At 53.5% G+C, this 23,349-nt stretch carries 24 protein-coding genes; 12 read left to right on the top strand and 12 right to left on the bottom strand.

All coding sequences use genetic code 11. The features are described from left to right. Window positions 1-23: 23 nt before the first annotated feature. Window positions 24-155: a hypothetical protein gene (locus AC2FIC_RS14855; RefSeq protein ID WP_268952749.1), complete on the top strand. Its 132-nt coding sequence runs from the start codon at window positions 24-26 to the stop codon at window positions 153-155. Window positions 156-556: 401 nt separating this feature from the next. On the opposite strand, the gene AC2FIC_RS14850 is transcribed toward AC2FIC_RS14855, so the two are convergent. Both AC2FIC_RS14850 and AC2FIC_RS14845 read right to left on the bottom strand, forming a co-directional pair. Continuing rightward, the gene (locus AC2FIC_RS14850; protein ID WP_496870187.1) at window positions 557-682 is read right to left on the bottom strand and encodes a hypothetical protein; all 126 of its coding nucleotides are present in this window, start codon (window positions 680-682) and stop codon (window positions 557-559) included. A gap of 50 nt (window positions 683-732) precedes the next feature. After that, window positions 733-969, bottom strand: coding sequence for a hypothetical protein (locus AC2FIC_RS14845; RefSeq protein WP_496690094.1), 237 nt, complete (start codon window positions 967-969; stop codon window positions 733-735). Between the two features lie 155 nt (window positions 970-1,124). Here AC2FIC_RS14845 and AC2FIC_RS14840 point away from each other — a divergent pair, with 155 nt between their 5' ends. Beyond that, on the top strand, window positions 1,125-1,856 hold the full coding sequence (locus tag AC2FIC_RS14840) for a Crp/Fnr family transcriptional regulator (RefSeq protein ID WP_496690095.1): 732 nt from the start codon (window positions 1,125-1,127) through the stop codon (window positions 1,854-1,856). A 55-nt stretch (window positions 1,857-1,911) separates the two neighbouring features. Here AC2FIC_RS14840 and AC2FIC_RS14835 read toward each other — a convergent pair whose 3' ends face one another. Together AC2FIC_RS14835 and AC2FIC_RS14830 are read right to left on the bottom strand one after the other, a co-directional pair. Beyond that, window positions 1,912-2,112 (bottom strand): hypothetical protein, encoded by a 201-nt coding sequence (locus AC2FIC_RS14835; RefSeq protein ID WP_496690096.1) that lies wholly within the window; start codon window positions 2,110-2,112, stop codon window positions 1,912-1,914. 172 nt (window positions 2,113-2,284) lie between these two features. Next, window positions 2,285-2,701 (bottom strand): hypothetical protein, encoded by a 417-nt coding sequence (locus AC2FIC_RS14830; protein WP_496690097.1) that lies wholly within the window; start codon window positions 2,699-2,701, stop codon window positions 2,285-2,287. 345 nt (window positions 2,702-3,046) lie between these two features. On the opposite strand from AC2FIC_RS14830, the gene AC2FIC_RS14825 reads away from it, so the two are divergent. From AC2FIC_RS14825 to AC2FIC_RS14810, 4 genes are all read left to right on the top strand, one after another. Beyond that, window positions 3,047-3,298, top strand: coding sequence for a hypothetical protein (locus tag AC2FIC_RS14825; RefSeq protein ID WP_496690098.1), 252 nt, complete (start codon window positions 3,047-3,049; stop codon window positions 3,296-3,298). Window positions 3,299-3,357: 59 nt separating this feature from the next. Beyond that, a complete protein-coding gene (locus AC2FIC_RS14820) occupies window positions 3,358-3,711 on the top strand; it encodes a hypothetical protein (protein WP_176865328.1) in 354 nt (117 codons plus the stop codon). 508 nt (window positions 3,712-4,219) lie between these two features. Beyond that, window positions 4,220-4,939, top strand: a complete 720-nt coding sequence (locus AC2FIC_RS14815; RefSeq protein ID WP_496692131.1) for a hypothetical protein — start codon at window positions 4,220-4,222, stop codon at window positions 4,937-4,939. Window positions 4,940-4,953: 14 nt separating this feature from the next. Then, window positions 4,954-5,199, top strand: coding sequence for a hypothetical protein (locus AC2FIC_RS14810; RefSeq protein WP_496690100.1), 246 nt, complete (start codon window positions 4,954-4,956; stop codon window positions 5,197-5,199). A gap of 84 nt (window positions 5,200-5,283) precedes the next feature. Here the strand turns inward: AC2FIC_RS14810 and AC2FIC_RS14805 are convergent, their stop codons facing one another. Next, on the bottom strand, window positions 5,284-5,565 hold the full coding sequence (locus tag AC2FIC_RS14805; RefSeq protein ID WP_496692132.1) for a hypothetical protein: 282 nt from the start codon (window positions 5,563-5,565) through the stop codon (window positions 5,284-5,286). Window positions 5,566-5,605: 40 nt separating this feature from the next. Between AC2FIC_RS14805 and AC2FIC_RS14800 the strand changes: the two genes are divergently transcribed. Next, window positions 5,606-6,361 (top strand): SDR family oxidoreductase, encoded by a 756-nt coding sequence (locus AC2FIC_RS14800; protein WP_496692133.1) that lies wholly within the window; start codon window positions 5,606-5,608, stop codon window positions 6,359-6,361. A 630-nt stretch (window positions 6,362-6,991) separates the two neighbouring features. Here the strand turns inward: AC2FIC_RS14800 and AC2FIC_RS14795 are convergent. Then, window positions 6,992-8,284 carry a tetratricopeptide repeat protein gene (locus AC2FIC_RS14795; protein WP_496692134.1) on the bottom strand — a complete coding sequence of 431 codons (1,293 nt, stop codon included), beginning with the start codon at window positions 8,282-8,284 and terminating at the stop codon, window positions 6,992-6,994. A gap of 213 nt (window positions 8,285-8,497) precedes the next feature. Between AC2FIC_RS14795 and AC2FIC_RS14790 the strand changes: the two genes are divergently transcribed. Continuing rightward, on the top strand, window positions 8,498-8,824 hold the full coding sequence (locus AC2FIC_RS14790) for a CU044_2847 family protein (protein WP_496692135.1): 327 nt from the start codon (window positions 8,498-8,500) through the stop codon (window positions 8,822-8,824). Continuing rightward, window positions 8,824-13,233 carry an nSTAND1 domain-containing NTPase gene (locus AC2FIC_RS14785; RefSeq protein WP_496692136.1) on the top strand — a complete coding sequence of 1,470 codons (4,410 nt, stop codon included), beginning with the start codon at window positions 8,824-8,826 and terminating at the stop codon, window positions 13,231-13,233. The genes AC2FIC_RS14790 and AC2FIC_RS14785 overlap by 1 nt, the downstream gene beginning before the upstream one ends. A gap of 294 nt (window positions 13,234-13,527) precedes the next feature. Here the strand turns inward: AC2FIC_RS14785 and AC2FIC_RS14780 are convergent, their stop codons facing one another. From AC2FIC_RS14780 to AC2FIC_RS14770, 3 genes are all read right to left on the bottom strand, one after another. Further along, the gene (locus tag AC2FIC_RS14780; RefSeq protein ID WP_496692137.1) at window positions 13,528-13,824 is read right to left on the bottom strand and encodes a DUF3604 domain-containing protein; all 297 of its coding nucleotides are present in this window, start codon (window positions 13,822-13,824) and stop codon (window positions 13,528-13,530) included. A 113-nt stretch (window positions 13,825-13,937) separates the two neighbouring features. Beyond that, window positions 13,938-14,702, bottom strand: coding sequence for a hypothetical protein (locus tag AC2FIC_RS14775; protein WP_496692138.1), 765 nt, complete (start codon window positions 14,700-14,702; stop codon window positions 13,938-13,940). After that, entirely contained in the window at window positions 14,699-15,571 is an 873-nt protein-coding gene (locus tag AC2FIC_RS14770; RefSeq protein WP_496692139.1) for a hypothetical protein, read from the bottom strand. Before AC2FIC_RS14770 ends, AC2FIC_RS14775 begins: the two co-directional genes overlap by 4 nt. A 369-nt stretch (window positions 15,572-15,940) precedes the next feature. On the opposite strand from AC2FIC_RS14770, the gene AC2FIC_RS14765 reads away from it, so the two are divergent. The 3 genes from AC2FIC_RS14765 to AC2FIC_RS14755 all read left to right on the top strand — a co-directional run bounded on the left by AC2FIC_RS14765 (window position 15,941) and on the right by AC2FIC_RS14755 (window position 19,188). After that, entirely contained in the window at window positions 15,941-16,777 is an 837-nt protein-coding gene (locus tag AC2FIC_RS14765; protein ID WP_496692140.1) for an amino acid ABC transporter substrate-binding protein, read from the top strand. Window positions 16,778-16,967: 190 nt separating this feature from the next. Further along, window positions 16,968-18,296, top strand: a complete 1,329-nt coding sequence (locus AC2FIC_RS14760) for a DUF3300 domain-containing protein (RefSeq protein ID WP_496692141.1) — start codon at window positions 16,968-16,970, stop codon at window positions 18,294-18,296. A 1-nt stretch (window position 18,297) separates the two neighbouring features. Next, window positions 18,298-19,188 (top strand): DUF2950 family protein, encoded by an 891-nt coding sequence (locus tag AC2FIC_RS14755; protein WP_496692142.1) that lies wholly within the window; start codon window positions 18,298-18,300, stop codon window positions 19,186-19,188. Window positions 19,189-19,718: 530 nt separating this feature from the next. Here the strand turns inward: AC2FIC_RS14755 and AC2FIC_RS14750 are convergent. The 3 genes from AC2FIC_RS14750 to AC2FIC_RS14740 form a co-directional block, all read right to left on the bottom strand. Next, a complete protein-coding gene (locus AC2FIC_RS14750) occupies window positions 19,719-21,053 on the bottom strand; it encodes an alpha/beta hydrolase (RefSeq protein ID WP_496870186.1) in 1,335 nt (444 codons plus the stop codon). 95 nt (window positions 21,054-21,148) lie between these two features. Beyond that, a complete protein-coding gene (locus tag AC2FIC_RS14745) occupies window positions 21,149-21,895 on the bottom strand; it encodes a porin family protein (RefSeq protein WP_496692144.1) in 747 nt (248 codons plus the stop codon). Between the two features lie 68 nt (window positions 21,896-21,963). Continuing rightward, a complete protein-coding gene (locus tag AC2FIC_RS14740) occupies window positions 21,964-23,037 on the bottom strand; it encodes an AraC family transcriptional regulator (RefSeq protein WP_496692145.1) in 1,074 nt (357 codons plus the stop codon). Between the last annotated feature and the right edge of the window lie 312 nt (window positions 23,038-23,349).

The raw sequence follows: 23,349 nt of genomic DNA, 5'->3' as shown, positions 1-23,349 counted from the left end.
AATCCAACCTGAAAGGAACTCAGATGTCAAAAGGTGACAAGAGGCGCGGCAACCGCGAAGTTAAAAAACCAAAGAAAGCAAAGGAAAAAATCGTGGCGACGGCCGATTTCTCAAAGGGTCAGAAGCCGGTCAAGATAGGGAGTAAGAAAAAGTAATTTCCATTGTCGCAAGACGAAGATTGCAACCAAGGCGGTGCGTGCAGGATTCCCGTCGTCAGGAAGGGATGGAGACATGGGCAATAGCCGCAACTCCGGCCCATGGTGTCCGAAGGCCATTGGAGCGCCGCTTTGGCATGCTTCGCAATTTGGTTTCCGAAGTTTCTGATCTATACCCGGATTGATTCATAACTCACTATAACGATGCGTTAGGATTCCTTCCAGAGCGCGAGGCTTGTGAAGCGCAAGCTATCGCGGAGAGTGTTGCGCCGGGTGTTGGCAAGGACGTCATGACCTCGAAGGACCTCGAGAAGACGATAGAACGGGATACGGCTGGCCAGATTATGAACATGGTGAACTCAGACTTTCCCGGTGATCTAGCTCAGCATTCCGGGCAGTGCTTAGTTTGAACTACCTTCAAGCGCCGCATTCTGAACGTTCCAATCATGCTCCCACTGCCAACTGGTTTTTTCGAACTGGTGCTGCATGTAAAAGAACCACATGCCGGCAATTGCAGCGAGGAGCATCGTCGGTAGAAACACGAACAACAGGACGTCCAAGTGCCCGGCCGCGTGATCTAAGATCGGCGCGAAAAGTTACCGCTGATAATAATCTCGTTGATCAATTTGGCGACTGCCGAATGGGTTTCTAGCTCTAATTCCGAACCATTGGCACACTCGTGGGTCACGGCAGCATCGCGCAAAACCCCGACGATCTCACGTTCCTGAAGAAGATTGAGATCGTTCAAGGCAAGTAGAAGAGCCTCGCAGATCGAGAGTGCAGCCATGCCTGCGGGATCTTGGTGGTCTGACATTGGGGTCATTCCTTTTAAAGTCATTGGATTCGTGACCAGGCGAGGTGGTGATGGTTTTTCTATTGTCACATGAGTTTTGGTATTTTGGACTGATCGAAAGTAGCCTCAATACCAAATTCTTCGTAGAGTCTTTGCAGGCTCGGGGAAATCCAACGATGAACACCAACACCAGCCCGCTAACACAGAAACTCTCGGCATTTGTTGCCTTGGCAGAGGCGGAACTGGCCGTTTTGGAACAATTGCACCAGCGGAGGAGAACCTTTGAGGCTGGCCGAGATCTTGTTCATCAGGGACAATCGGAACAGGCTGCCTATATCCTCGCCGCTGGCTGGGTTGTTTCATATAAGATTCAGCCTGACGGATCACGCCAAATCGTCGATTTCCAGATTCCAGGGGATTTCCTTGGGCTGCGCAGCGTTTTGTTGCACACGTCAGACCATGGCATTGAGCCGATTGTTGATATCGAAGCCGCCGAGGTTCTGGTGAGTGATCTTTTGCAAACCTTCGCAGAGACACCTCGGCTGGCCACTGCAATTTTATGGGCCGTGTCACGCGACGAAGCGATGGTTGTCGAACATCTTGTCGGGCTTGGACGGCGTGATGCGGATGCGCGCATGGCACATTTCCTACTGGAACTAGGAGTCAGGCTGTCGCTTGTAGGGATGGGCAGCAAGAAAGGTTATGCCTGCCCGCTCACACAGTACCATCTTGCCGATGCACTGGGATTGAGCGCCATTCACGTCAACCGCGTCCTGCGCAAACTCAGGGAGGACGAGTTGGTTACATTTCGGGATGGGTTTGTGACGTTCAATAACTATGAGGGTCTGGTTAAACTGGCGGATTTCGATCCAGCGTATCTGGATCAGAAGCGGCCACTTCTGGCCTGATTGGGTCCCACAATCTGGTTTTGGACGATCCTGCTTACATCTCCAACGGGTGACGTTACATCAGCGCCCGACTGGCTTCCTTGAGTTTCTTGTGAGCCTCTTCGTCATTTTCGGCTTCATGGGCGCTTTCAGCGGCCTGATAGTGTTTCAATGCCGTCGCCTTTTTGGGGCCTTCAGGCGCTTGGTCCCAGGCGGCCTTGACGGAGGCCATGTGTTTGACGGTGTGGTTTTCCTGACTCTGGTCTTCATCATTCATTGGAATGTCCTTTCCTGGACGGTCCGAGAACAAGAAGCACGAGACTCATACAGCTCTTTTGGGGAACTCCATGTTCCCCGCGCCCCTCAGATACTCAAAAAAAATGCCAACCAAATACACAGCGGACACATGTTACCTAACGGGTTTCGGAGCGCCTTCGTACTGACGCAGGTTAGCCCGCTTGAGCCAGATAAAAGATCCGCGCAAGTATCAGAGCGCCCATGAGTGAAATCAGCATCCAATAGATCGGGATCCGGGGGCCGGTATATTTTATTGTCTCAGGCAATTTCGAAACGCGATGCGACACGCGCTTAGGTAACAAGGCCACCAACTTTGTCGCCACACTGCCGCTCGCATGATCAAGCGTGGGTACATCCCTGACTGTTGAAAGATGTGCTTTCAGCCGGGCATGCGCTGCATCGCGGCCCAGAAGTGCAAGCTCACGAGCCTCGGTCCAAGGCTCGAGCCCGAGACGCGCAAGGGCTGACAAAACCGTGACTGTTGCACCGGTTTTGTCTTCACCCACTTCTGCAAGCAGGAAAGGGTCGTAGTCGGAGCCATCCGGGCGAAGAACATCTGATACAGACATGATTTTTCCTTTCGGACTAGGGGAGCGGCGCTCGACAAAAATCGTTGGGACAAAGATACCGACCAACGCGTTGGATACCGCATTCAATATTGCTTGATTGCTGCAAGGCGCACAGACTTGCATCTACCTGAATGCGCCACCTTCAAGCCCCGGTTGTTGGGGGTGAGGCTGTTGCTCACATCCTGACAGTAAAGAACCTGATGGGTGCTAACTTCGATCAGCATAAAGCCCATGGGTTGGGAATAATATAGCCCTAAGTGCTGTGACTTGACGGGGCATCTGGACTGATGCGGCCGACCATGGTCGGTACCGGAAATCCAGCGATCAATTCAACGGAGGTATGGGATGCTCACGCGTTCGATCAGGTCAAAGGTGACGTTCACCAATGCCTTCAGGTTGGGAAACAGCGACATCGTGTTTCCGGCTGGCGCGTATGAAATTCTCTTCGAGGAGGAGTTGCTGCAGGGCCTCAGCTTTGAGGCTTACCGACGCACTGCGACCTACTTAATGGTCAGGGGTCGAGGGAGTCATGTCGGTCAAACAACGATGCACATGACAACACAAAAGGATCTGGAGCACGCCATTGCCTGCGACTAGGCCCGTTGTGAAACAATTCAACATAGCGAAGCGGCGCTTTCTCCGCTGGAGGACTTGATATGACCAATCCTGAATGGCTGAAACCCGGTATGTATGGCGCACTGCTCGGCGCGGTGTTTGTCGGCGTCGTTGGATTCTCTTGGGGCGGCTGGATGACCGGCGGAAGCGCGAACAAGTTGGCAAGCGAAATGGCGCGGGACCAGGTGATCGCGGCGCTCGTGCCAATTTGCCACGACATGTCCCGCACGGATAATCAGCGTTTAGCAAAGCTCGCGACGATCCAGGCTGCCACGTCGTACAAGCGACGCGACGCCGTGATGGATGCGGGTTGGGCGACCATGCCTGGTTCCGATTCCCCGAACCGCGATCTCGCCAAAGCGTGCATTGAAGGACTGAACCTTGATGCATCTTAGTATGATTGCGTTAATGCCGCCCTCATCAATTTACACTGGTTTGCTACGGTCAGTGGGATGCTTAGATTGCAACTGGAAAGTGACCATGGAACCTGCTCGACCCTTGATGTTAGAAAGCGGGATACCGATGCAAGCAGTCTGAATTTTCCCTCAGGTACAATCTATCGCAGCGCAACAAGCGATCACACCGGCTCAGCCAAACCAACCGGGCCCGTCAGGTCCGAAATGAAAATAGGCATGAACTACAGCGCTCTTATTGGGGAAACAAACGCGCCGGATGTCGCGAGAATTCGATTATGCAAGGAAAACTTGCCAAAACTAACGGGGATAGCGAAGCCTGCCTAAATTTGAAGTTGTTGTAACTTCTCAAATAGCGCTCCTTGGTCCGATACCGAGCCTCGTGTGCTGATTTGCTTGGCAACGCGCCGTAGTAAATCGGCACTTCAAACCCCATATACTGATAGGCTACGTGCGAATTTTCGGGTCTGACCGACGCACCGAGGTCTCAGTGGAAAATCCGAAATCGATTGGGATCAAGTCTTTCAATGACCTGGCTATTAGGTCTGCCGTCCTGCTGAACCGTCGAATAAGGAAACCGACAATCAGGGCGGCAAAGGCCGGTTCAGCCAATCTCGAAAAATCCCGAGAGTCGCGCCGGAGCGGGCTGACGAGCCCTACCTGGCCCTTAATCGAAAGGACCACCGCAATGGATGACCAATTCAGCAAGACCATCGCAGTTTTCGACGGGCCATTCACAGTGCCCGGTTTCGCAGAAACGCTCCCCGCCGGCGAGTATGAAATCGAGACCGAACTCGCCTCGCCTCCGGATCACCAAGACCCGGAAGCTTGGAAGGCTTCGGTTGTTGTCCACCTGCATCCACGCTTTTCCCATCCGGGATTAACCCGGAGCCTAACCGTTTCATTGATTGATCTCGACAATGCCCGCGCGAAGGACAAGCTTTCAGGAAGAGAGCTGTCTGATGTTTTTCTGGAAGAAATGCTGGCAGACCCAATGGTGCAGCTTGTGATGCAGGCCGACGGGGTATCCGAGGCCCAATTGCGCCATCTTTACTCGGGATCGCGGACAACACGGGAGAATATCGATCTCGTTGACCAAAGTTCCAAAGACGATACCCCGCAAGTTTTTTCGCAGGACAGCTCTGAAATTCAGAACGCCGAAAATGAAGGGATGCCATGCCAACAGTCCACTTCGCCAATGCCCGAATGAGGTTGAAGAAGCGAATGCCTGAATCAACGATACGCGAGGAACTGATGCAAAAGAAGAAGGAATTCATCGTCTCGGAACCGCCAAAGCGTGCGCTTGCAGATGCGCCCAAGGAACGGTTCTGCTTGCGCTGCAAATCCTCTTTCTGGAGTGAAGGTTTTGGCGAGCGCATCTGTTCCCGCTGCAAGGGCACCTCAGCTTGGCGCGCGGCTGTGCCGGAAGGCGTCGGTCAAGGTCGCCGCCGCTCTGGCGGCCGGTCGTGATAGATCCCTTGATTGTTTTTAGGGCTGCCTGGCGTCGTTGTCCGAGATAATGCGAAAGCCCCCTTCGTCCGCGGTGCTTACCTATCACAACGCACGGATCTCGCCCGCGCAGCGAATGGCCGGTTTGATGAAGCTGCGTTGCGGCGTGGCCTGACCCGATGAATGGCAGCTTTGGGCCGTTCTCGTAGGCTCAATCGTTAGATATTGCACTTGCAACAGCGTTGGTACTGATCCCAATAAAGTGATTTCGCTACCGCGAATGAACGGCGGCTCCCGTTTGAGGTCAACCAATTGATCCGTTTCTTGCGCTTTCACCTCAAGTAGCTCAACACCCGCAAGAACCGGGTCGCGATTCACTCGCATCATTCCTTAGGTGATTGGCATGTAATTTCAAAAAGGCATGACCATGGAACTTAAAGACAAAACCATCATCATTACCGGCGCGAGCAGCGGAATTGGTGCTGCAGCAGCGCTTCTGTTTGCCGCGGAAGGGGCGAATGTTGTGTTAGGTGCCCGTCGGGAAGCTCAGCTAAACACACTCGTCGGGCAGATTACCCAAAGCAACGGGCGCGCCGTTTACCTTGCGGGCGACGTGACGGACGAAACATATTCCAGGGATCTTGTTGATCTGGCGAAACGGCAGTTTGGCAGCCTTGATGGCGCATTTAACAATGCGGGCATTATGGGCGAGATGGGTCCAATTCCCGAAATGGAGTCCGGCAACTGGCAGTCGGTTCTTGCTACAAACCTCAACAGTGCATTTTTTGCGGCCAAAGCGCAGATTCCGGCAATGGAGGAACGCGGTGGCGGGTCTATTGTATTCACCGGAACTTTTGTTGGTGTCAGCAATGGGGGAATGCCCGGCATGGGGGCTTATGCCGCATCAAAGGCTGGACTGATTGGGCTCGTACAGTCTTTGGCATCTGATCATGCGGCCAAGAGGGTCCGTATCAACACCATTTTGCCGGGTGGTACTAAAACTGACATGGCTGGCGATGATCCTGCGACGCACGACATTATTGCCAACTTGCATCCCCTGAAACGCATGGCGGAGCCAAAGGAGATTGCCCAATCTGCATTGTTCCTGCTGTCAGATCGGGCAAGCTTCGTGACGGGTTCTCCGGTCGCCGTTGACGGTGGTATGGCGACCCGCCTGCTTTAGATATCTGCCGTTGGTTGCTTCGTAACCAACGGCGGTCTCCATCCAGACAAGATAGCTCGCCCAAAAATCCATATCGTGGTGAACGCCATCTTCGACGACTTTCGCCAGGGTATCGTCACCGCAGACTGAATATTCGGATTGGACTTTCGCTGCTCGCCACCTTTTTGATCAGGTAGATGGGCTTTGTTGCGCAAATCGGAGTTTGAGCGCAGTTCCCCCTTCCCCGGACAGACTTATCCTATATCTGCGGCTCAACTGAGGATGATGCCGCGCTGCCTCCGAGGTCCGCTCTGAGCCCAAACTACGGAATGCTGCAATATTTACCAAGGTCTGAAAACCGCTGCCAAGCGGTCGTTCGCAGGTAGTCTTTGCATCCTTCCAGTGATGGATGGTGGCGATTTACGCAATATTTCAGTGGGTTGTACCGTGCTGTGTGCAGATTGTGTGCATGGTTCAAGCGCACGATTTCGTGCTGTGTCGTGCATCGTGAGTGCGCTCGACGGCGTCCCCGGACCGGTTCTCGAATAGATACAAGACAAATTTGCACTTGAGAAGCGCGTGAGTTTCCAAAGAAACTCTCGAGATGGGCTGTATTGACAGTGCAATTGTCAAAAGTCGAATGACCCAGATTTAACGCTGATTCAATAACGTGAGCGCATTATGAAGTTCTGGCGAATGGCGCCCGTCTACTGCACCTTTGTAAATTCCGAGGCTTTGCAACCTTTTCTGTACCTCACGTATCGTCTCCGTTTCCCAGTTCTCAGCGTCATCAAAGATCCAATCGACACCGGATTCGATTGCCCGAATGTACCACTCGGCGGCAAGCTCATGGTCCTGCGGGCCGCCCAAACCCCAACTTACATATCTGGCAAAGCTGTCCATCCCAAAGAGGCTTCCGCGTTCCGCCGCTTTCTCGAACCACTGCCGTGCCTCTGCATAGTTCTGCTCCACGCCAATCCCATCCTCATAGGCAAAACCAATATAGGCCATTGCCTCAGAATGATCAGCTTCGGCAGCGCGTCTATACCATGATACGGCCTCCTCGTAGCTGTGTTTGGGGAGATCGGGACTTGCAAAAGTCAGGCCCAGACCAAACATGCCCTGAGACAGCCCTGCCTCCGCAGCCAGCCGATAAAGCCGATGCGCTTCAGCGAGGTTCTGGTACGCCATCGGTACACCGTGGAAGTACTCCTTCTCAACGTTCTCCAAGGAGATTCCGTAGTAGAATAGGTCGGCAAGCTTGTTCGCGGCACGCGCATCTCCGCCTTCGACCGCCGCGCGGTACCAGTGAACAGCCTCGTCGTTGTCTTGAGCGACGCCACGTCCTTCGAGATAGGCGTCTCCGATCCGACGTTTGGATGCCACATGGCCGTGATCTGCAGCTTTACGCAGAAGTTCTAGTCCCAAGAACTCATCCTGGGGAACTCCAGTCCCGTTGTAGTACATTACAGCGAGATTTGCGGTTGCCAATACGTTACCGCGATTGAATGATTTCGTGAACCACTGGGCTGCTTCACGCTCATCTTTCTCCACACCCAATCCGTGAAGGAGATGGACGCCAAGAACGTTCATGCCAACTTCATCGCCAGCCTCGGCGGAAGTTCGCGCGAACTCGATCGCCTCCGAGTAACGCTCCGAAATTGACAGGACACGTGCGAGAAGTGCCACAGCACGCATATTTTGTGGATCGCCTACAATACTCGATTCACAGGAAGCGATGATTGTGTCCACATTCATTTCGGACAACTGCCTCGATGAGACGTTTTCGGGATCAGCCGACTGAACGCAAATTTCAAAGTAATTTGTGGAATTTTGGTTGTCTTCTGCAGAGGCGCCGAAGCCAACTACAGCTAGAAAAATAGAGAAGAAGACTTTTAAAGATTTTTTTGGCATTTGCTTTGAAGTTAGATCATGAATAAGCATATCTTTCTTCCCCTATGTCTATTTGGGAACTGGTCAGGTCACACTTACTTGCGCCGCGCAGTATGTTTTCTGAGAACCGCCGTTCCGTGCCCAGAACAAGGGCATGCATAGTTTCACTCTGCGGTCTCTTCGGCACCTTCCTTGACTGTTGCACACTTTATCGTTCAGCCTGCGATTGATCAAACTTTCTGACAAGATCAAGTAGGTGCTGGTGTGTCGAAGACTATCTATGAATTTCCCTCTACCCACGGTGCCGTTCGTGTAGAGGTCGAGGAGCCAGCGGGTCCAGCGCCGGTCGCGGTCGGCCGCGGTGATGAGGTCGCGGTGGAAGCCCGGGAGAGTTTCGAAGAGGCCATGGCTGGAATTGGGCCCATTGCCGAGGGTATACTGGAACAAACCACCGGGCTCGGGACGGCGCCGAAAGAAGTCGAGGTTAGTTTCGGCATCAAACTTTCAGGCAAACTCGGCGCGATCCTCGCCTCGACTGCCGCGGAGGCGCATATCGAGGTTACGCTGACGTGGAAGAGCGAGGTCAGCTGATGCAACATGGGCGCGGCGTTCAAACCGTGACCGGGCCGATCGCCCGCATCCGGGGCGAAGGCGGTGTCATCTGCGGCACCGGGTTCCTTCTCGGTGATCGCTACGTCATGACTTGCGCTCATGTCATCGACGATGCTTTGCGACGACAGCGCGGTACTAGTGAGCCGCCAGGCATCGCGGTGACGCTTGACCTGCCTTTTCTGGACCGGCGCGACCAGACGGCCCATGTCGTCGCTTGGACGCCGATGCGGTCGCTGGCCGACCTGGAAGACTCGCCGGTCTCCGACATCGTCGTCATGGAACTTGCGGAGCCTGTCGCGGGCGGTATCGACAGCCAGGATGCGCAGCTCTCGGCACCGCCGCCCGGCAGTGCCTTCATAACTTACGGTTTCCCAGTGGGGCTCGACAATGGCACCGAGGCTGGCGGTGAGATGCGGCTGATAGATGCAGGCGGCTGGCGACAGGTGCGCGACGTACAGGAGCATGGCCATTTCGTAGAGCCGGGGTTCAGTGGCGCGCCGGTCTTTGACACCGGCGACGGCAAGCTGCTTGGCATGGTCACGGCGACCTCCCGGGATGCAGATCGGCGCTTGGCCTTCATTATACCGACTAGGACGCTCTGCCATGCCTGGCCGCTGCTTGCCAGCCCATATAAGGGCCTCGCAAGTTTCAAGGCAGAGGATGCGGAGCTGTTCTTCGGGCGGGAGAATGAGATCGCAGAGCTGGCCGGCAAGGTGGCGGCGCACAGCTTTGTGACGATTCTCGGACCGTCTGGCTCTGGCAAATCGTCGCTGGTGCGTGCTGGGTTGGTGCCGCGGCTGGAGGCCGAAGGCAATTGGATGATTGCGATAACTCGGCCGGGCAATAACCCACTGTACCAGCTTGCCAGAGCACTTGCGGACGACGGCACGGGCGCGCCCGGTTATGGCCTCGACCGCAGGGCCCATGAACTCGCTGCAGACCTGATGGCCGATCCCCGGCGGCTTCTCGACATTGTCCCGACCCTGCTTCAGGCCGTGCCTGGAAAATCACGGTTGCTCCTCGTTATCGACCAGTTCGAGGAACTCTTCACCATGGACCACGCCCAGGCTGCGGGAGCGGCCGGAGCGGCCAGCGTGTCTGATCGACAGAAGAGATTCTTCGAGGTGCTGGAGCAGATCGGCGAGCGGGCCGGGCCCAAGGTCCAAATCCAGGCGGTGGCGACGCTCCGGGCCGATTTTACCGGAAGGTTGCTGGAGCACGGCTCACTCCGGGATCTTGTGTCGTCGACCGACATGAAGCTCTGGCCACTGTCGGAGGAGGGGCTAACCTGCGCAGTTGAGCTGCCGGCGAAGCAGTTCGGTGTAAAATTTGAGCCCGGCCTAGTCACGCGAATCGTCGGAACGATGTCGAACGCGGCAGGCGGGTTGCCGCTGATGCAGTTTGCTCTCGATGAGCTTTGGAAACGTCAAAAGGACCGGATGCTCACTCACGACGACTACGACGCGATCGGCGGCGTGGAAGGCGCGCTTGCGGACCACGCGGAAGCCTTCTACAAGCGTCAGCCACCAGCCAAGAAAGCTTCGCTTCGTAGGGTCCTTACGCGACTTGTCCGATTGGCTTCGCCAGGCGAACAGGCTGAAGACACGCGCGCCGTCGTGACCCGCGCCGAAATCGGCGAACAGGATTGGGAAACGGTGCTGGCTTTGGCGGAAGCCCGCCTTGTAAGTACGGACTTGGACTCCGATCGCGAGATTGAGACGGCCGAATTGGTCCACGAGGCTCTAATAAAATTCACTCGGACGACGTCGGAAGAGGTGCCATCAACACAAGCAACGGAGCTCCGTTCATGGGACCGTCTTCACAATTGGCTCGACGAGAACCGCGAATTTGGTCTCTGGCGTCAGCGACTGCAAACCTACCTCGCCGACCACACGGAACATGCTACTGTTTTAACAGGAAATCTAGTCGCAGAAGCAAAGGCTTGGCAGCGGTCTCATCGCGATGATTTGAACCCTGCCGAGCATCGGTTGATCGATTTGAGTGCCAAGGCTATGGAGGAGGAAACAGAGCGTGCAATACAAGAACAACGCGAGCGAGAGCGCTTAAAACTTCGTAGCCGCCTGGGGTTTGTTGCATTGGTGGTGGCGATTGTAGCGGCTGGTCTCCTTTTCAATGCAACCCAAGCGCGAAATGCAGCCGATCTGGCAGCAAAAATAGCCGAGCAAGAAGCGAAACGAGCTGAAGAGGCCGAAGCAGCAGCAATAGTCGCGCGGGATTTGTCAGAGCGCGCGGAAGCCGCCACGGCGAAGGCGGTCGAACGTGCCGAGCAAGCAGCCTCGAGCCTTGAGCTTGCGGAGCAGCGATTGCAGCAGCTGCAGATCGAAAGAGCCCGCCTATTACGTCAATTTGCCGACAGTCTTATCGAAGACGGGCAACCCGAAAAAGCTCTAGAAGTTGCCGCAGCGGCATTTCCACCTGATGCTAAAGATGTCTGGCCTCTGCTGGACTCCATGTCTCAAGCGTCTGAAGTTCTTTCAGAAGCACTTGGGAAAGCAAAAGAATTTCGAACCCTACTGAAGCCAAAGTACAATATTTTAGACGTCCATGTTTCTCCACAAGGAGATTTGATGGCCGTCGCGGTCAATCGTGCCGTTTTGATTTGGGACTTCAAACAAGGCGAGGTAATCGCCACACTAGATGAACACAACGGCTCGGTTAACAGCGCGAGATTTTCTCAATCCGGAGCGTTGCTGGTAACGGCTTCGAATGATCAGAGCGCGATCATCTGGGACACAACAAATTGGGAGAGCATTAAAACGCTCCCAGGACACTTGCATTCCGTTGTGGAGGCGGAGTTTTCGCCAGATGATACAAAAATCGTAACGGCGGATGCAGGCTATATAAGAGTTTGGGATGTTGCCTCTGGGAACGAATTGTTCAAATCAGAGGCGAATAAAGGACCTGGATGGCTGAGAAGCGTATCATTTTCACCAAGCGGAGATACTATCCTAACAGCAGCGGAAGACAGAACCGCACGGCTACTGAATGTTAATAACGGTCAGGAAATTCGCAGGTTCGAAGATCCTGAGTGGGCTGTTCTCGATGCGAGCTACTCTCCCGATGGCAATTCTGTAGCTCTAGGGATGGAATCACACAGTATTTTACTCTTTGACTCTAATCTTGGTGAATTGATCATAAAGCTCGATCTAGATGATTACATTGAAAGCCGCGACTTTGCCAATATAAACATGAGCTTGGAGTTCTCTAGCGATGGCTCGCGTCTGGCAATTGCAAATGATGGCGGAGATATTTTTGTTTGGGATTTCTTGGCTGGGGAGATGGTCTGGCAATCTACGTTTGATCAATACGGCAACCACGCTTTGGACTATCACCCATCGGATGATTATCTCGTATCCGGGACCGGTACACTTCGGCTATGGCCGCCGCCAAAAGAGTCTGGTCGATTTTCCGCTAGCGTTAATGGATACTACGATGAGTTGGCGTTTTCAGCGGACGATACCAAGATCATTGTGCAGGGCGATGATGGTGTTCGTGTGATCGATGTGACCTCTCAAGTAGCTTCACAGTTACTTGAATTCCATGACCTTCGAGGTGACAAAATACTTGCTCCTGTCTCAAGTGACGTCTTGGTGGATATCGGAAGGGGGGTGCTGCTGGTTAACAAAAGTGATGGATCTATCTCGGCCATTTTAGCGCACTCGGATGAAGGGTTTCGCGAGGCGGTAACTTCCAGAGATGGTTCCTTTTTGGCGGCGGGATCTTCTAGTGGTGAATTGAAGGTTTGGGACATAGCCTCAAAGGAATCCATATACACCTCGGTATTGCAAAGAGATGATATCTATAGCGTCGACTTCTCTCCGGATGGCTCCAGCGTCGTTTCGTTTTCATCAGACGGTGTTGTAGTGATCCATCATCCGGGAGATCCGTCAGCCGCGCCACAGATCGTGGACCATGACTTTTCGGGCGCGAGTAGGGTCGCATGGTCGCAGTATGGATCGCTGATCGTTGTCGGGTATTTTGATGGTCGAGTAATAGCAATCGATCCCGATACTTCCGAGGTATTGCACGATGAGGTTCGCCACAGTGGTTCAGTAACGGACGTGGATTTTTCTCCAGATGGTGAGACCATCCTAACGACGTCTGAGGATGGAACCGCTAGCATTTGGAATGCATTCAGCGGAGAAACGGTTCGCAACTTTTATCGGGACGTAGCATGGGCCTCAAAGGGAGCAATATCGAATGATGGGCGGGCAGTCACGGTTGTATGGTCCGATGGTACAATGACGCATTATCCATTGCTGCCTCTTGAGGAACTGGTTGAGCTTTCTCAGAAACGAGCAAATCTGGCCGCGCTCTTGACCGTCGAGGAGCGATGCGAATACCTAATCTCCTCCGAAAACTGTTGAGCTATTTCCGATCTGATCGCGGTGAAAGAAGAATCGGCTTGCAAGGAAAGCCACATGACCCGACGCGTGAGACCAGATTGAGCTAGTCCGTAGACTGGGTGGGTTCAGTCTAGTCTTTAGCTGTGACGTTGATTTGCCCATGGAGGAATGGACAGACTGTCTCGCTGGATCAAGTTCGTATCCACTGGAGGTGTGCAACTCGAGTGCAATCCAAAGTGAAGGTCCGGAAAGTGCACGAAAGCAGTATTTTGCGCAAACGCAGCGAATTCACCCTTTGTCCCGCCCAGCGTAAGTTCAGTCAACCTTTGATTTTGCGCTCGCAGCGAACGGCAGGTTCGACGGGCCGCGCTGCAGCATGGAGACTATGGGGTGAAAGCGGTAGGCTTCTTCAGGGCCTAGCACATTGTCGATCATACCGGCATCTGCAGAGTCGGACGTATGCAAATGAGTGTCGCCAAAAAAGACCTGATTGGGAAAGCTCTGCCGTGGATAAGGTGAATACTGCCTGTCGCCGCGTTGAGTGCTCGGGATGTCCTCGGCATGGGCGCAAAAAGCAAGAAAAATGGTAAGAACAGATGCTAAACGGATCATTTTCGACCTCATCTATTGCACGAATGATGCTACGTTAAATGCATATTTCTACGACTCGTTCCTGTTCTTCGAAATAATTAAATTCTATCTGCCGCACTAACCGTTGACTAGGTTCAGCGGGGCGGAGGTGGAAGCACCTTCTTCGACTGGAGTACCTGAAGGATGTCAATAATCGCCTCAGTACTCGTTTCGATTGAACCTCGGAAGAACAGTCCGACGCCACCTTCCCCTAACTCCCGTGTGCCACCGGCGTCGTAAGTTGGCGAGAGAGAGACAAGTTCGGGAGGTAGTTCTGGGCATACCGGGTTTCTTTGAAGTATTGCGTTCGCGGTCTCGATGAATACCTGCCGAACCTTTTCGACATTACCCTTTGCATCGGACGACTCGGTGAGTTGATCCGGAGCAAGTCTCAGGTCATCCAAACGGAAAAAAAGGCAGTCATCTTTGAATTCGGCCGAAGCGGAAGCACCCACCGTCAAACCACCAGCGAAAGTGTTCTCGCCGCGTATAGATCCACCGCCGCTGCGGCTTTCGCATCGGAAAAGCTCTGCTTCGATCCTCCCACTTAGCGAAATCACTGTATCGTCGGCACGGGCCGTTGCTTCGGTCACACCGATCAGTGCGTTGCAGACATCTACAAACGCGGCTCGTTTGAGTTCCTCTACAAGTACTTCGTTTGTTCGGCGTAGGTCTATGACACTTTCGATTGAGATCCTTGTCGCGTTCACATCTTTTAGTCTCAATGCCAGATCGACGGGAAACTCACGACCTCCTAGCTTGACGTCCCCGTTTGCTTCGAAGGTAACCTCTTCAGCCAGCAGCGCGGTTCCGAAAAGCCCGGCAGTAGCTAGTATCAGAAGAAAGATCCGATCCATCATCCTGCCCCCCCAACAATACCGCGAGATTGCATAACCGCCAGGAGTTCCATCATCGTCATCGCACTGGTGTCGATTGAGCCGCTCAACGCAACACCGATGCCACCGTCACCAATTTCTCGTGTACCGCCGGCGTCGAAAACCGGATTCAACGAAGAAAGCTCCGAAGGCATCTCCGGACAAATCACATTCTCTTCGGTGAACTCCTTTGCCTTGGTGAGAACGACCTCCTCGACACGCTCCGTGAGGCCAATTAGGTTAACCAACCCGCCGACAAACCCAGTAGGTTGAAGCACGACGTCGGCAAGATCAAAGTGAACGCATTGATCTTGAACATTGGCGCGTGCCGCTGCGGCGATCCCAACAGTCGTCGAGATAAAGCGAACTCCACGCCCGTTGGTCCCCTCGGATTCTTCGTTTCGACAACGATAAAGCTCGACGTCCACTGAGCCTACGAGTTCAATGAGATCACCGCTGGCGCGGGCGTCGTCGAGTTCAAAATCAACATTCAAAGAGCAACTTTGTTCCAGAGTACCCGACAGAAGCGCTGGCGCTTGGACTTGGATTTCTCGCAGATCTAAGAGCCCCCGGAAACCTAGGCGCGTTGAAGTAACACTGCTGATGCCCGCGTTAAATGTGTAAGGTAGGTTTTTCCCACGAGCGGGAATCTTGTTTGAGATGCTAAATTGAACTTCCCCGGCGTAGTCGCTTGGCGACGCATTCTGTGCACTGGGCCGAGCGTTCAACTCGGACTTCAAAAGTTCTGGGTTCGTGGTTGCGCAGGATGCGAAGAACAGTAAACACACAAAGGCAAAAGGTACGGTTTTACGCGCCCCAAGTTCCGCCAAACTCCATTGTAGTTCTATTCCCATTACCCTTCGCTCAACCTCACCGTTGAATATCAACCCTAACGTACAGCGTCACGGCGAAGGTCAACAGTTTGCACCACGAAAATATACTGGTGCGGTGTTGTGTTGTCGCAACGACTTGCAGTTGACGCGGGTCCTTTGAAACTTCGAGCATAAGCTCTGCCCACAAGACTTTTCTCTCGCGTTAAGCCCTGAGCAGGAGCAGATGCATTCGGGCATCTGCCAATATTGCGAGGGTATACTTTCGATTCGTCGCCATGCCAGCACCTCTCATCAACAGACCGACTCCTAGGCGACACAATGTGTTTTACTCTCGACACAGGGTGCTTTTCACCTCCACAAGGGTGTTACGCCACTAAAGAGGGAAAAACCATGCGCTTGCTTTCTATACTTATTGTGACGGTTCTATTCACAACCGGCGCGGTTGCCCAAACAATCGACAGGATAACAAAAAACAACGAAATCCGATTTGGTTTTCGAACAGATGCTGCTCCGTTGTCTTACATTAACGACCAAGGTCGCCCATTTGGTCTGTCGCCGTTGATTTGCGATCATGTAGCGAAGGTAGTTGCGCAGAAACTGGAATTGAAGGATTTGAATGTTCAGTTCATTCCGGTCGACTCTAAGGATCGTTTCGACAAAGTAGCTTCCGGAGAGGTGGATATGCTCTGCGGGGCAGCGTCGATTACACTTTCCCGACGCGAAATTGTTGATTTCTCAATTCCAACTTATGTCGATGGCACGTCCATATTGTTACCAATCGAGGCTGAGGGCACCATGGGTGCACTCGCGGGAAAGAAGGTTGGAATGAGAAGCAGCACAACAACAGAAGCGTCCGTTCTGAATTCATTTGAAGCTGCAGGTGTCGACGCAGAAATGGTGCGGTTCGCTTCACACCCAGACGGTATCAAAGCACTTCGAGACGGTGAAATTGACGCCTATTTTGCAGATCAGTCGATTTTGCTGGTCAACTACATTGCTGCGGGACTAAAGGGCAAATTCAAACTATCCCAGGAAATACTGACGATAGAAAAGCAAGGATTGGCCATCGCGAGGGGTGACGATAACTTTCGACTCGTTGTCGATAGTATTCTGTCAGAAATGTATGCTCAGGGCACAATGGAAGAGATATTTCGTCTCGCTTTGCCGGGGGTGGAGCCGAGCGAAGCACTAAAAGCTCTGTATGTTTTCGCCCCCATTAATCCCTGAAGCTTGTCGCGCAAAACAGTTTTGTCGGGAGTTAATCGCCCTGCACAATAGAAGCTGGCCTTGTAAGCAAATTGACGGCTCAAGCCAGCTTGACCAATGACCATGTTTTACTAAATGATCCTCCATTTGGCAGGCCAGTTGCCAGAATCACGGTCTTAGGCGATCCTTCGATAAATTGAAGGATCGCAATATGTTTAGATATATAATATTTGCTCTCAGTTTAAGCACATCTAACGCCCTGTTCGCACAAGAGGCGTCCGATACTGTTGCAACGGAAGTTACGTCTGAAACTTCATCCGACCTTTTATCTGATGCTGAGTTGCAAACTTTGGTCGCCCCGGTGGCTCTTTTTCCCGACACTCTACTCATACAGATATTCGTTGCGGCCACTCAGCCACTGGAGATTGTTAAAGCAGAACGGTATTTGTTGGATAACGCCGACCGCGACCCCGTAGAGCTCGAGCCGGAAATCGAAGCTATGGGCTGGGATCCGTCTGTAAGTGTATTGGCCACGGCGTTCCCCGAAGTCGTCGGTCAAATGGCCACCCACATCGATTGGACCGAGACAGTCGGCACCGCCATGCTGGCCCAGTCCGACGATGTACTGGATGCGGTGCAGGTAATGCGGGATCAGGCAATTGACAGCGGAGCTCTTGTTTCCGGGCCCGAGCAAACTGTCGAGGTATCTGATGAAGAAACGGTTGTAATTACTCCGACACAACCCGAAACAGTGTACGTCCCGCAATATAATCCCGAGACTGTCTATACCGGCCCGTCGACCGGGGACGTAGTGGGCGCGGCCTTGCTGACATTTGGCACCGTGGCGCTGATCGACGAGATTTTCGACGATGACGACGATTGGTATGACTATTGGGGGTGCCGGAATTGCGGCGGATGGGGCGGTGGCCCGATATACAGAAACCCGGACATCGACATAGACGTCGACGGCAACGTCAATATCGGTAACGATATAGATCTTGGTGACCGAACTGATATCGGATGGAAACCCGATCCTGACCGAAAAAAGGAAGCCCGGGACAAGATCGCTGATCACAAAAGGCCGGAAGGTGGTCGCGGCGACCTGCCTGTCGACCGCCCCGAGGGTCGCACGGACGAACTCCGCGCAAAACTGAGCCGTGAATCCGGTGCTGCAGACATCAGCAGGGGAGGCGCGGCAGCAGTTGCAGCCGGTGCAGGGGCGGGGGCTATCGCGAGCGGTGCTCTGGCCAATCGAGGTAGTGGGGGCAAGTCCTTGCCGCAGGTGAATCGCGGTAACGTTGATCGGGACAAGGCTGCTGCCAAGCAGCAGGCCATCGATCGGACTAAACGGCCAGATGCGGCGAAGAAGCCTGTCAAAAAGAAACCGCAAGCAGCTAAGAAACCTCAGGTAAAAAAGGCCACGGCTCAGCAAAAACCCGCTGCGTCCAAAGGTAAGGCTATGAAGAAAAAATCTTCAGGCGGCAAAGCTCACAAGGCGTCCAAACGGGGACATGCTGCCAAAGGCAAGGGGAGGCGGTAACATGCGTAAATCGGTTTTTTCTATTTTAGTGATCGCAGTGGCTACTGGACCGGCGTTTTCCGACGGTGCCCTGTTCGAAACTCCGCAAACCGCACTGGACGCTTTTGTCGAAGCGTTAAGGGCCGATGATCAGAACAAGCTGCTCGAGATTTTCGGACCAGAGGCAGAAGATCTAATCGGAACGGGTGATCCGGTGGAAGATCAGCAAAGAAGGCAGGAAGTGCTTGGCATGTATGCTGAAGGATACCGCTTTCAGCCCGAGGATGATGGGGTTTTTCTTCTGCTTGGCGAAGATAGTTGGCCCTTTCCGATCCCAATTCTGAAAGCTGAGAATGGTTGGAAGTTTGATTTAGAAGCCGGGGTAGAGGAGCTTTCCGCCCGTGAAATCGGACTGAATGAATTGGAAGTAATCGAAACGCTTGAGGCCTATGTTGATCTTCAGGCGGCGTTTCGTCTTGTGGATCACAATGGCGATGGCGTCATGGAATTTGCCCAAACGATCATATCGGATCCCGGCGCACGAAACGGCCTCTTCTGGCCAGAAGAAGACAGTTTTGTCGGTGAAGCCCTTGCCCGCGCCACCGCCTCGGGGTGGAGCGACGGTGCGGATGATTTCGAACCCGAACCTTTCCTCGGTTACTACTTCGCAATTTTGCAGGGGCAGGGACCAAATGCTCCGGGTGGTGCCTATTCCTATTTTGTCGGCGATCGGTTCTTGGCGGGTCACGCCTTGCTTGCGGTGCCTGCGGACTACGGAGAAACGGGTATCCATTCTTTTCTCGTGGGTGAAAACGGCACCGTGTTCGAAGCGGACTTTGGGCCGGATACGCTTGAAATAACAGCTGAGATATCGACCTATGATCCCGGCCCAAATTGGTCACCAGCCGAGTAAATTTAGATTGGCGGCGACGCTTGGTTGCCGGGCTTTGGTTTGACCGCTTTGTTGCCGCGTGCAGGTGTAGATTGAATGCAATTCTCGACTTAAGTGGCAATGGTTCGGGAAGGATCGATTTTGGGAAATCTAATTAATCGATGAAATAATTGCCCTTGATTCAATTCGACCCAATTTGCCCGCTATGGTTTGACCGAATGGCCGCTTTGTCCCGCACTCCAGACCTCCGTACGCCGTGCAGCATTGCTTCTGCAGCGAATGTCTTCTCTGACGGGCCACGCTGCAGCATCGCCAATATCGGGCGAAGGTCTGGATTGGGCTGGTTCAGCCAGGCGACGGGTCATAATGAGCTCGGATCTTGCAAAACATCCGAACTCCGTTGTGAGCCCTTCTTCTCCAACCTCCTGCGATGCAGCGAATATTGGCTTCGATAGATGCGGCATGCATTGAAACAAAGTAGTCGGGGTTCCGTCCAACGTTTGTGCCACGTGAGGAATCCGTGATCGACTTTGAACTTGCGTTGGTCAAACTCAGTTGCTCATACGATAATGCTTTAGTACCAGCGGATAATTCGACGGAAAACTCCAGACTGCTTCGCCTGTGGCGCGAACAAGTCCACGCGCCTGAGGGTCTCGGCCTGTAAGCAGAGTAAGGAACAAGTCACTGCTGGCCCACGGTGAAGACCGGAAATACCAATGACCATTTCCTGCACTGGCCTCTTCAGCCCTGGTCACGTCGATGATGTGCAGGGATTTGATCTCTGACAGTCGGCTCTGGAAGATCGATGCGTTTATTGCTTCGTCAGAAACCTGACCCAGGCGATCCCTTCCGAAAACGAACCGCGACATGGCCAGCGCTGAATCGGTTTGCGACTGATAAAGTGTCACATCTGAAACCGCATCCAGCAGGCCGTCTTCAATCGCCTGTAGAAAGTAGCTGCGATCAAGGTCGCTACTGATCAGAATCAAATGCCCCAGCCGCGGTTTAGGGCTCGACCGAAGTGCAATCTGGTAAGCTGTTTCAAATGCGAGTCTCGAACCTGCGCTGTATCCTATGAGATGAATGCGGCGCGGGCTTGTGTGCTTTGACAGGTATTCGATAAGGGATCGAAGGTTGCGGCGCGTCGACAACGCGGATTCTTGATCACGAAAATACGCGAGCCGATGGGGTGTTGCAGGCCAGTTGTAGCTGATGAATGCGCCCTGATAGCCCAGAAAATGCTGTAACTCTTTGGAAACAAGCGTCGAGTAATCAAAATCGACGTTGTAGCCATGGATGTAGATGAAGATGTCTTTGTTGCGAGAGGATGCAAGTTGATCCTCAATCTTCTCGGCAAAACGACGACCGACCGCCTCCATATCTTGTTGTGACGGAGGGTCTTCAAGATAACGCGTGACACTAAATGGCATGACGCCAATCTCTTGGACGTGAGAGACGCTGAGATTGTAATCCGTTGCTCGTCGGCTCGTCATAGTGATGCGGCGAAGATCTTCCCATGAATCCAGTCGGGGATCGATCTGCACGTTGGTGATACCGGTGCGCAGGAGGTGACCGCGTTCATTATTGTAAAAGGCTTGTGGGTCGCCCGGAACTGCAGGCATTCGATCCGTCGCGTAGAACAGCTGCGAGCGCTGATTGAAATTTTCGGCAGTGATATCAACGAAAGGGTCAAAGGCGGCCTCGGCGTAGACCGTTGGCGAGGGCATCAACTCAACTTCGTCATAGATATTTGCTCCGCAAGCGGCGAGTGCACAGCAAGAACACGCGATTGCCAAATGCAGAGCCGGAGCAATCAGTCGCCTGCTTGTTCCTTTCGTCAAATGTTTGCGCCAGATTGTTCGACCTCGGCTCTTATTGTCGGTCACACGCCTGTGGGCATCACCGCTTACGTCCCGGCGCAACTCAAGGATCCCCGATCTGTTTGTGTTTGGTGTCGCCATCTTTCGCATCATGCCGGTACTCAGAAGCTGTAAGTCACACCCAACACGGGCCCCGATTGTGAAAGCTTGAACCTGTCTTGACCTTCACCTTTGTCGACCATGATGTAGCGATAGCCTGCACGCAGATTCCACTTTGGGGTGATGGCATAACCTACCGTCGCTATGAACTGCGCCGTTTCGCGGTCTGAGCGAAACCCACCATAGTCGGCCAAGGCTACGGCCGACCACCGGTCATTGATCTGATACCGGATACGGGCCGCGATCAGAGGGTCTAACCAATCATCGCTGGTCTTTGCACTTGGCGGCGGGGTGGGCCCACCGACCAGAGTGATTGTACTGCTTGTCGCAAACCAACGAAACCCGCCCCCTAAATCCACTGCCAGGTTTTGGGCCTGATAGGCTGTGTAAGCGGCATACCCACTGAAGAACTGAGTCTGCAGACTGGTTTCAGCGCCGCTGAACACCGGGCCGGGGGTATCACCGTCAAAGGACAGGTCTGTGCGCATGTAATCCGCGATCAACGACCATCGGCCATTTCGCGCCTCAAGTGTACCCATGAATGCCAGATCAAGGTTTTTAACCGCATCACTGAAGCTCAGCTCCGACTCCAGCGAGCCAATGGTTGTCTTGGTGTCTGCGCCGTACATGTAGAAGCTGCCGTAAAAGCCCCAATCGGTATCCTGTGCCACAACTTCTGATCCGCCGAGGAGCGTCGTCGCCGCAACTAGAAAGCTGCCGACGATGCCTCGTTTTTGTATCCACTCCATGGCCTGCTCCCCTTTTCTACCTATCCCGAGTTTGAAGCGCGGCAAAAGTATGTTGCGCCTTATTCCTGTTACGCTTCACAATCGCATTCGACCGGGTCGAGTATCGGAACAGATGCCTCGTGGCGATTCAGTTCGTGGATGCGAAAATCGGAAGGTGTTTGTCCCGTCCATTTCTTGAATGCCCGTGTCATAGCGGTTGCGTCAGAATACCCTAGCTGGTCGGCGATATCGCCCACTGACGTCTCAGACCTGGAAAGCAGGTGTTTAGCACGGTCGCATTTGGCTTCGATGACTATGCGCGACAATGATGTCCCATAAGCCGCAAGTCGGCGATTGAGAACAGCACCACGAGCACCGCATGCCCTGGCAAGCGCCGTAACTGAAAAGTCATTTCGCCCAACCATTGAGTTGGCAACGCTCTGGAGCGAACTCAGTAAGTCTGTTGGTACCGGGTTTTTGTCGTCCTGGCCTGCCGGAATGCCATCAGCGGCGGTTCGGTTAACCAAATCATGCAGAAGCCAGGGGCTTGGGAAGCGGAAGGAATACCCGTCTGGGCCCGCACCTACTGCCCTGATACCATAGAAGTATGACGGGAGCAGATCAGGACGGTTCACCCGAACAAGAACCTTGTTCGCTTCCCAATTCTGACCAGCGGTTTCATGCAGTAACGTGGCCCACCGGCTGATCTGAAACGCATCCATATAGGCTGGAGAGCAGTGCGGCGTGAACCTGCGCTTAGCAGAAAGCACCGCGTAATCTCCAGAGACATCTAGTGTCATCGTGACCGCATTTGTATTGTTGCCTGCATGAACGCAGAACCTGCCGATGAAATCAGCCAGGGAATTGGCGGTCCGAAAGGCCTGCCCAAATGGGGATGAAACGGTCGGATCTGAAGTCTGGCCAACCAGTGCTGGAAAATCTGGTGATGTGTTTTGCGCGACGGCTTCGAACACGGCGTAGATCGTATCGTGTGGAATGAAGCAATTTGGGGCGCTCAACTCTGAAAACGCAAGATCGAACCCTGCAAGGAGGTCTTCTACGGATCGACCGGATTCCCGATAAGCCACCAACAGCGGTAAGAGAACCCGCCCGCGCGCAAGTGGCGGTGTCCTGTGCTGAGCGTTCCCGTCCTGGCCCGTCATCCTACATCCTACACGTACTACAATGAAAATTTTGAGCACTCCAAACATAGTCCGGCGCAGCTCGGCGTCCCTGACCTGTGTCAAAGCCAAACACACTTTTTGAATTGAGAAAGTCAGGCTCCAGCTGGCAAGGTTTGAGAGCACAGAGCCTTACCATCCGCTGATCTCAGTCTAAAAATTGACATCCCAACAAGAATGATTGGTCAGCCGCATGGGCGTAAAACAAGAAGAATATCAGACAGGTTGGTCAATGCGCGTTTGCAACCTGTCATTTTGAACCAGTTTTCCGACACGGTTGTTCCAATCGGTCAG

The organism is Ruegeria sp. CDSC079 (assembly GCF_059610505.1).
This window is presented reverse-complemented; position numbering and strand designations above follow the sequence as displayed.